Annotated in this window: 7 protein-coding genes; 4 read left to right on the plus strand and 3 right to left on the minus strand. The window is 71.8% G+C overall.

Translation table 11 applies throughout. The features are described 5' to 3' along the window. The first annotated feature begins 53 nt into the window (after positions 1-53). The 3 genes from CSR00_RS02365 to CSR00_RS02375 all read left to right on the plus strand — a co-directional run bounded on the left by CSR00_RS02365 (position 54) and on the right by CSR00_RS02375 (position 3,015). Complete coding sequence (locus CSR00_RS02365) at positions 54-644, plus strand: TetR/AcrR family transcriptional regulator (protein WP_099020792.1); 591 nt, start codon at positions 54-56, stop codon at positions 642-644. 309 nt (positions 645-953) lie between these two features. Next, on the plus strand, positions 954-1,865 hold the full coding sequence (locus tag CSR00_RS02370; RefSeq protein WP_099020793.1) for a metal-dependent hydrolase: 912 nt from the start codon (positions 954-956) through the stop codon (positions 1,863-1,865). Positions 1,866-1,881: 16 nt separating this feature from the next. Next, positions 1,882-3,015, plus strand: a complete 1,134-nt coding sequence (locus CSR00_RS02375) for a PDR/VanB family oxidoreductase (RefSeq protein WP_245905786.1) — start codon at positions 1,882-1,884, stop codon at positions 3,013-3,015. Positions 3,016-3,049: 34 nt separating this feature from the next. On the opposite strand, the gene CSR00_RS02380 is transcribed toward CSR00_RS02375, so the two are convergent. After that, positions 3,050-5,434: a Tex family protein gene (locus CSR00_RS02380; protein WP_099020795.1), complete on the minus strand. Its 2,385-nt coding sequence runs from the start codon at positions 5,432-5,434 to the stop codon at positions 3,050-3,052. Next, positions 5,394-6,764, minus strand: coding sequence for an acyltransferase family protein (locus CSR00_RS02385; protein WP_099020796.1), 1,371 nt, complete (start codon positions 6,762-6,764; stop codon positions 5,394-5,396). The genes CSR00_RS02380 and CSR00_RS02385 overlap by 41 nt, the downstream gene beginning before the upstream one ends. 199 nt (positions 6,765-6,963) lie before the next feature. Here CSR00_RS02385 and CSR00_RS02390 point away from each other — a divergent pair, with 199 nt between their 5' ends. After that, positions 6,964-7,464 (plus strand): Rv2253 family sensor-like surface protein, encoded by a 501-nt coding sequence (locus CSR00_RS02390; RefSeq protein WP_099020797.1) that lies wholly within the window; start codon positions 6,964-6,966, stop codon positions 7,462-7,464. 16 nt (positions 7,465-7,480) lie between these two features. On the opposite strand, the gene CSR00_RS02395 is transcribed toward CSR00_RS02390, so the two are convergent. Continuing rightward, the gene (locus CSR00_RS02395) at positions 7,481-8,077 is read right to left on the minus strand and encodes a universal stress protein (protein WP_245905787.1); all 597 of its coding nucleotides are present in this window, start codon (positions 8,075-8,077) and stop codon (positions 7,481-7,483) included. Positions 8,078-8,149 lie beyond the last annotated feature (72 nt).

The following is an 8,149-nucleotide window of genomic DNA, read 5'->3' on the forward strand; positions in this document are numbered from 1 at the left end:
ATCTTCGTGTCATGTGTGCATTGTTTGTCGGTCGGGCGGTAGAGTCAAGGACCATGGGACGAAAGGGGTGGGGAGGCGCGGCGCCCACGACCGACGCCGAGGCCCGCAAGCGGATCATCGACGCGACCCTGCGCATCGTGGACCGTCGTGGCGCCGCCAACACCACCGTCTCCGACGTCGCCGCCGACCTGGGCATCACCCGCCGCACGGTGTACCGGTATTTCACCGGCACCGAGGAGCTGTTCACCGCGGTCGCCGACGTGGCGCTGGAGAGCTTCGTCGCGCGGGTCGAATCGCTGACCGCGGACATGGACGTCGCCGCCCAGCTCGTCGAGGTCGTCGCCTACATCGTCGAACAGCTCCCCCGGGAGCCGCAGCTGGCGCTGCTGCTGGCCAATGACCGCTCGCATTCGTTCAGCCGCAGCATGCTCGCGCCCGCCGAGATCGCGCGCTGCCGGGCGATTCTGCAGCACACCAACATCGACTGGGCCGTCCTGGGATATGACGACCGCACCATCGACGAACTCGTCGAATTCCTGCTCAGGATCATCCAATCGATGGTCATCGCCCCCCCGCAGCCGCCGCGCTCGGGGGCCGAGCTGCGTGACTACCTGCGGCGCTGGGTGGGCCCGGCGCTGCGCTGAGCACCGGTGCCCGTCGGCTGCCGGCGCCGCGGCGGCCTGGTTTGGGGCCGCCCGGATCGGTCAATCCCGCCCCGATACCCGGATACCGGCTGCCGTTGCCGGTTCAGCCGGGCCGGTCAACTGAACAGACATTCCGAACAGCCTTTGCCCGCACCGCGGACCGTCGGTGCCGACCCACTCGGGCCGCCCGCGACGGGGCGCTGACGACCAGGCCGATGACCAGGCCGATGACAAGTCTGTGACGACCACCGCGAAGCGGTGCCGCGAACGCACTCCGTTGTGTCAGGCTGCACCGAACAGGAGGGTGAAGTGGTAGCCGAGTACCGAACGGCCGACACCGCAACGGACGGGTTCGCCCCGGAAGAGGTCGCGCTGCGTCCGCGGCAGGTGCGGTTCGACTGGGAGGGCTCCCCGCTGCACTGGGTGCCCGGCGACCCCTACGGCGCGCACGCGGTGACCTCGCTGAACCTGTTCGTTCCCGTGGCCGAGCGCTGGTTCAGCCGGGTGCTGGTCGACGCGCTGGACCACGTGCGCGACGAGTTCATCCGGGAGGAGATCGTCGGCTTCATCGGCCAGGAGGCGGTGCACGCCGCCGGCCACGAACGGGTGCTGGTGGAGTATCTGCTGCGGCACGGCATCGATCCGGCGCCCTTCTCGCGCCAGCTCGACTGGGCGACCGGGCTCTACGACCAGGCCCTGTCGCGGACCAGCCGGCGCAGCCGGCGCAAGGTGCTCGCGTCGGCGATCCACATCCTGTGCGCGGCCGAACACTTCACCGGCGTACTCGGGCACTGGGCGCTGAACAACTCCTGGGACGAGCTGGGCGTCGACCCGGTGCTGGCCGACTTCTACCGCTGGCACGGGGCCGAGGAGGTCGAACACCGCCACGTCTCGTTCAACGTCGCCAAGTACTTCGGCATGGACTATCCGGCTCAGGCCGTGGCGGGCACCCTCGTCACGGTCATGGTGTTCGCGTTGGTGTTCCGGGGCACCAAGTTCCTGGTGCGTGCCGACCCCGCCCTGCCGAACCTGGGGTACGCCCGGCTGCTGTGCAAGCTGCGGGCGTCGAGCAGACGCGGCACCGTGCCCGGGCTGGGGTACCTCGCCACGTCGACCCTGCGGCTGCTGCGCCGGGACTACAGCCCGGTCGACGAGGGCAGCACCGCCCAGGCCGTCGCCTATCTGGCCGCCTCCCCCGCCGCGCGCGCCTTTCATGGGTGAGCCCCGCAGGTCATCGTTGGTTCGCCGCGTCCGCGATCTGACCAGGCCCTACCCGGGTGATCCGCCCGCCGCGCTGAGCGGGCGGGCCCACCCGGACCTGTTCACCCGGGTGGCCGGCCTGGCCGTGCCGCACTTCGTGTCGCTGGTGGCGCGTCTCGGCGGTGACCGTGAGCTGCCCGAGCTGCCCGCCGCGGTCAACCGCCTGCCGGTGCGGGTCGTCGGCCGGCGCCGGGTGGCCGTCGACGCCGACGTGGTGGAGCTGCGGTTGGCCGCGCCCGACGGCGCGGCGCTGCCGCTCTGGCACCCCGGAGCGCATATCGACCTGGACCTGCCGTCCGGACGCACCCGGCAGTACTCGCTGTGCGGCGACCCCGCCGAGAAGCGCGAGTACCGCATCGCGGTGCGGCGCATCGCCGGAGGCGACGGATCGGGCGAGGTGCACGGCCTGCCGGTCGGTCAGACCGTCCGGATCAGCCGGCCCCGCAACGCGTTCATCATGGCGCTGCCGGGGGCGGGATCGCGGGCCCGCCGCCTGCGGTTCGTGGCGGGCGGGATCGGCATCACGCCGATTTTGCCGATGGTCCGCCTGGCCGAGCGCGCGGGGGTGCCCTGGTCGCTGTGCTACACCGGCCGGCACCGCGGCAGCCTGCCGTTTCTCGACGAGCTGTCGTCATTCGGCGACAAGGTCAGGGTGCGCACGGACGACGAAGCGGAGGGGCTGCCGTGCGCCGCCGAGCTCCTCGAGGGCGTCGACGAGCACACGGCGGTCTATGTCTGCGGTCCGGCGCCGATGATCGAGGCCGTGGGCCGGGCGGTTCCCGCCGAATCGGCCACCGAGCTGCACATCGAGCGGTTCACCGCGCTACCGGTCGTCGACGGCGCACCCTTCGAACTCGAACTCGCCAGCAGCGCGCAGTTGATCGGGGTCGGCCGAACCCAGACGGCGCTCGCGGCCCTGCGGGCGGCCCGACCCACTATCGCCTACTCCTGTCAGCAGGGGTTTTGCGGCACCTGCGTGCAGCGCGTCCTGGTCGGAGAGGTGGACCACCGCGACCGGATCCTCACCGACTGGCAACGCGAGCAGGGGCAGATGCTCGTCTGCGTGTCGCGGGCCAGGGCGCCCGGCGGGCGGCTGCTGCTCGACCTGTGAGCGACGCCGTTCAGCTTCCCAGCGCCGCCCGGGGTCACCGTCCGAAGCCGGCGTCGCGCAACGCCTGGGCCATCGAGCCGGCAGGCGCGTCGCGACGGCCGGCGTTCTTGGTGGCCTTGGGGTTTCGCCGTGGGGTGTTCCCGCTCTCGCGGGGCGGTGCACCCGCCCGGCCGGACCCCTTACTGCCGTCCCTGCCGCCGCCTTTCCCGCCGTTCTTCGCGCCCTCGGGTGTGTCGCCGAGCCGCAGACTCAACCCGATCCGCTGCCGGTCGACGTCGACATCGACGACCTTCACCCGCACCACCTGCCCGGAGCGCACCACCTCGTGCGGATCGGACACGAACCGGTCGGCCATCGCCGAGACGTGGACCAGCCCGTCCTGGTGCACCCCGACGTCGACGAAGGCGCCGAAGGCGGCGACGTTGGTCACCACACCCTCCAGGACCATGCCCACCTTGAGGTCGGCGAGCTTCTCCACGCCGGCGGCGAAGGTGGCCGTGGTGAAGGCCGGCCGCGGGTCACGGCCCGGTTTCTCCAGCTCGGCGATGATGTCGGTGACGGTCGGGACGCCGAAACGGTCGTCGGCGAAATCGGCGGGCCGCAGCGTCCGCAACGTCGTGGCGTCGCCGATCAGCTCGGCCAGCGTCACGCTGGAGCGGTCGAGGATGCGCCGCACCACCGGATAGGCCTCGGGATGCACCCCGGAGGCATCCAGCGGGTCCTCGCCGCCGCGGATGCGCAGGAAGCCCGCGCACTGTTCGAATGCCTTGGGGCCGAGCCGCGGCACGTCCAGAAGTGCGGTCCGGTTGCGGAACGGGCCCGTCTTGTCCCGGTGGGCGACGATGGCGGCGGCCAGGGTGTCCGAGACACCCGACACCCGGGCCAGCAGCGGCACCGAGGCCGTGTTGAGATCCACCCCGACGGCGTTCACCGCGTCCTCGACCACCGCGTTGAGACTGCGAGCCAGGGTGCCGGGGGTCACGTCGTGCTGGTACTGCCCGACACCGATCGATTTCGGCTCGATCTTGACCAGTTCGGCCAGCGGATCCTGCAGCCGGCGCGCGATGGACACCGCGCCCCGCAGCGTCACGTCGAGACCGGGCAGCTCCTGCGCCGCGTAGGCCGAGGCCGAATACACCGAGGCGCCGGCCTCGCTGACCATCGCCTTGGCGGGGGGCTTGGGGACCGCCGCGGTGCCCGCCGAGCGGATGTCGGCGATCACCTCGGTGGCCAGCGCGTCGGTCTCGCGCGACGCCGTTCCGTTCCCGATCGCGATCAACTCCACTCCGTGCCGTGCGATCAGTGCGCTGAGCGCCGCCTTGGCCGAATCCCACTGCCGCTGCGGTTGATGCGGGTAGATCACACTGGTGTCGACGACCTTTCCGGTGCCGTCGACCACGGCCACCTTGACCCCGGTGCGGAAACCGGGGTCGAGCCCGAGCGTCGTGCGGTCACCGGCCGGGGCGGCCAGCAGCAGATCCTTGAGGTTGCGGGCGAAGACCGCCACCGCCTCCTCCTCGGCGCGCTGGCGCAGCCGGACGCGGGCGTCGACCCGCGCCGAGATCATCAGCCTGGTCCTCCACGCCCACTCCACGGCCGCGCCCAGCCAGGGGGTGGCCGCCGCGCGTGCGGTCAGGTCCACGCCGAGCGTGTCGGCGATCATCGCCTGGTAGGCGGCGTCCTCGCCGCCGTCGAAGGTGAGGGCGAGGACCTCCTCCTTCTCGCCGCGCATGACCGCCAGCACTCGGTGCGAGGGCATCGTCTCCAGATCCTCGGCGAAGGCGAAGTAGTCGCGGAACTTCTGCGCGGCGGGGGTTTTCGCGACGTCCTCCGACCAGGGTGTGGTGCGTAGCGTGCCCTGCGCCCAGAACCGCTCCCGGATGGCACCGACCAGCCCGGCGTCCTCGGCGGCCCGTTCGGCCAGGATGTGCCGTGCGCCGTCCAGGGCCGCGGCCGCATCGGCCACGTCCGGGCCGGTGAAGTCGGCGGCCGCCTGCTCGGGGAGCAGGGTGGGATCGGCCAGCAGGCGTTCCAACAGGGGCTCAAGGCCGGCCTCCCGGGCGATCTGGGCCTTGGTCCGGCGTTTGGGCTTGTAGGGCAGGTAGATGTCCTCGACCCGGGCCTTGGTGTCTGCGGCCAGCAGCGCCGCCCGCAGGTCGTCGGTGAGTTTGCCCTGCTCCTCGATGGAGGCCAGCACCGCGGCCCGCCGGTCGTCGAGTTCGCGCAGATACGCCAGGCGCTCCTCGAGCGTGCGCAGCTGGTCGTCGTCGAGGCTGCCGGTGACTTCCTTGCGGTAGCGCGCGATGAACGGGACGGTGGCGCCCTCGTCGAGCAGTCGCACGGCGGCGGCGACCTGCCGTTCGGGGACCGCCAGTTCCTCAGCGAGACGGGCGTTTACGGGTTTGATAGTCGCGGTCACGCCGAGACCCTACCGAAGTGCCCTGACACCACCGGGCACCCACCACGCTCACCGCGAAACCCGCCAGCGCCGCCCACCCGGTGACATCGCCGAGGCCCTCCTTGGCGACCAGCAGCAACGCCACTCCCGCGGCGCACACCAGCGCTCCCGTCGCCGTCGCCCGGGTGCCGGTGGCGCGCGCGGGAGCGTCCCACCACGGCAGCCGACGGTGTTCGAGCGGGGACAGCAGCACGAACAGCGCCGCCATCACGACGGCGAAGACCACCGCCCGCAGGGCCAGCAACGCCCAGAAGCCCGGCGCGTCCACGTCGAAGGCGTCGAGCCCCACGGCGTGCAGACCCAGCGCGGCGACCGCAATCGCCGGGATGTGCCACAGGTAGAGCGTCATCGCACCCCCGTTGCCGAGCGCGACGACCCGCCAGACCCGCGGGCGCGCCGCCCACCGCCGCACGGCCCCGGCGGCGGCGACGAACGCCAGCGACATCCAGACGCAGTGCAGGGCGAGCAGCAACGTCGGGGGCGACACGTTGGACACCCGCTCGGTGCCGGTGACCACCAGCGACACGTCGTAGACGGCGGTCCTGGCCAGCAGCACCTGCGCGGAGAGTGCGGCGGCGGCCAACACCAGCGCGGCGCGGGTGCTGACCAGCCGCCGCGCGTAGCCCACGCCGATGGCGACCGGGATCAGCCAGACGAACAGGAAGTTGGGGGCCCCGGCCTCGGGGGCGCCGATCGCGAAGCGGACCGCGTCGACGGCGCCGGTGCAGCACAGCAGGGCGGCCACGGTCAGGGCCGTGGCGGTGCCGCTGCGCAGCCGGGTCAGCAGCGGCACGAAGGCCAGTGTCACCAGGTAGACCCCGAGGAACCACAGCAGTGCCACCGATTCGCGGCCGAGGCGCTGCGCGGAGGCCGCGCCCAGCACCGCGTCGACGACCAGCAATGCCGACGCCCACACCGCCAGGTACCAGAACACCGGCCGGCACAGCCGCTGAGCGCGGGTGAACAGCCAGCTGCCCCAGGGGGTGCCCGCCCACCAGCCGTAGCCCCCGGCGGCCCCGCCGGCCAGGAAGAACAGCGGCATCACCTGCACGATCCAGGTGATCGGGGCCAGCGCGGGCAGTGCACCGAGCAGATTGCCGATCCGCAGGCCACCGGAGTCGATGGTGCCCAGCAGCAGTGCGCTGTGGCCGAACATGACCACGACGAGGGCCCCGAGGCGGGCGACGTCCACGGCGCGGTCACGCTCGCGGGTAAACCCGGGGGCGGGCGGACGGGCGGCGCCGGGCCGGGAGGCTGTCGGGGAGTCCGTCCCGGAGTCTGTGACTGACATGATCCCAGCGTGCCGGACTCACCGTGGGGGGTGGATGAGTAGGACTACCCGAGTAGTGGGGCGGGTTCGGCGCGCGTGGCCCGCGGATCGGGGCCTCGCCGGCGTCGGCTTCTCGACATCGTCGACAACGCACGTAACATGAGTCACATCCGAACAACCTGAACCATCGACGCCCGCGGGTGACTGGGAGACGTTGGACATGACGGCGAAGCACCGACGCGGCGGGATCCTCGCCTCCGCCGCCCTGATGGCCGGCTCGCTGGTGGCAGCGCCGGCGGCGCTGGCCGACGAGGCGCCGGACTGGAACGGCAGATACAAGGTCACGTTCCACACCGACGAGAAGTCGGGCACATCCATGGCGGCCGGCCAACAGGAAACGCCCTACACCGTGTCCTACCTGTTCACCACCGACTGCTCGTCGGGTGAGTGTGTCGCCTCGGCCACCGACGGACCGACCCCCAAGCAGAACGTCTCCACGACGGTGACGTTCGACTGGACCGGTTCGCACTGGTCCAGGACGGCCGACTGGCGCTGGGACTGCCTGCTCTCGGACGGCACCATCACCTTCGATCCCGCCACGTCGGTGACCACCTATGTGCCCCAGCCCGACGGATCGCTGACGGGAACCTTCGCGACCACCGTCGACTCGGGGGCCTGCCAGGGTTCGGTGTCGATTCCGCTGACCGCGGTACCCGCCTGACGGGCCGTCGGCACCCTCAGCGCCCGGGCTGTCGGGCGACGATGACCGGGGCCCGTGCCAGCAACACCACGGCGGCGCTGGTCGAACCGAGCAGCATGCCCGCGAATCCGCCGCTGCCGTGGCTTCCCACCACCACCAGCTGGGCCGACTCGGACTGGTCGACGAGTTGGCGTACGGGATCGTCGCGCACGATCAGCCGGTGCACGGTCACATCCGGATAGCGCTCGCTCCAGCCGGCGAGCCGTTCGGAGAGCAGCTCGGCCTCCAGCGCGTGCAGCGCAGGCCAGCCGGGGCCGGGCAGGCTGACCGCGGGGTCGAAGACGCTGATGTCCTTCCAGGCGTGCAGGGCCACCAGGCTCACGTTGCGCCGGGACGCTTCGTCGAAGGCGATCGAGACCGCCGGTTCGGATTCGGGCGTGCCGTCGATACCGACCAGGACCGGGCCCGTGCCGGCTCCGCCGTCCCCGGCGATGTCGTCGTGGATGATGGCCACCGGACAGTGGGCGTGATGGACCAGCCCCCAGCTGACCGAGCCCAGGTAGCGGCCCCGCAGCGTCCCGGTCCCCCGCGAACCCACGACCAGGAGCCGGGCCTCGCGAGACAACTCGATCAAAGCGGGAACTGCACGCCCGCTGGGCATTTCGCTCTGCACGGCGGAGCGAAATGCCCAGCGGGCGTGCAGTTC

Origin of the sequence: Mycolicibacterium palauense, assembly GCF_002592005.1 — a bacterium.
GTDB classification, from domain to species: Bacteria; Actinomycetota; Actinomycetes; order Mycobacteriales; family Mycobacteriaceae; genus Mycobacterium; species Mycobacterium palauense.

Excerpts from the sequence above, each read along its gene's own strand:
- CSR00_RS02365 (WP_099020792.1), top strand. The coding sequence starts at position 54 with ATGGGACGAAAGGGGTGGGGAGGCGCGGCGCCCACGACCGACGCCGAG.
- CSR00_RS02385 (WP_099020796.1), bottom strand. The coding sequence starts at position 6,764 with ATGTCAGTCACAGACTCCGGGACGGACTCCCCGACAGCCTCCCGGCCC.
- CSR00_RS02390 (WP_099020797.1), top strand. The coding sequence starts at position 6,964 with ATGACGGCGAAGCACCGACGCGGCGGGATCCTCGCCTCCGCCGCCCTG.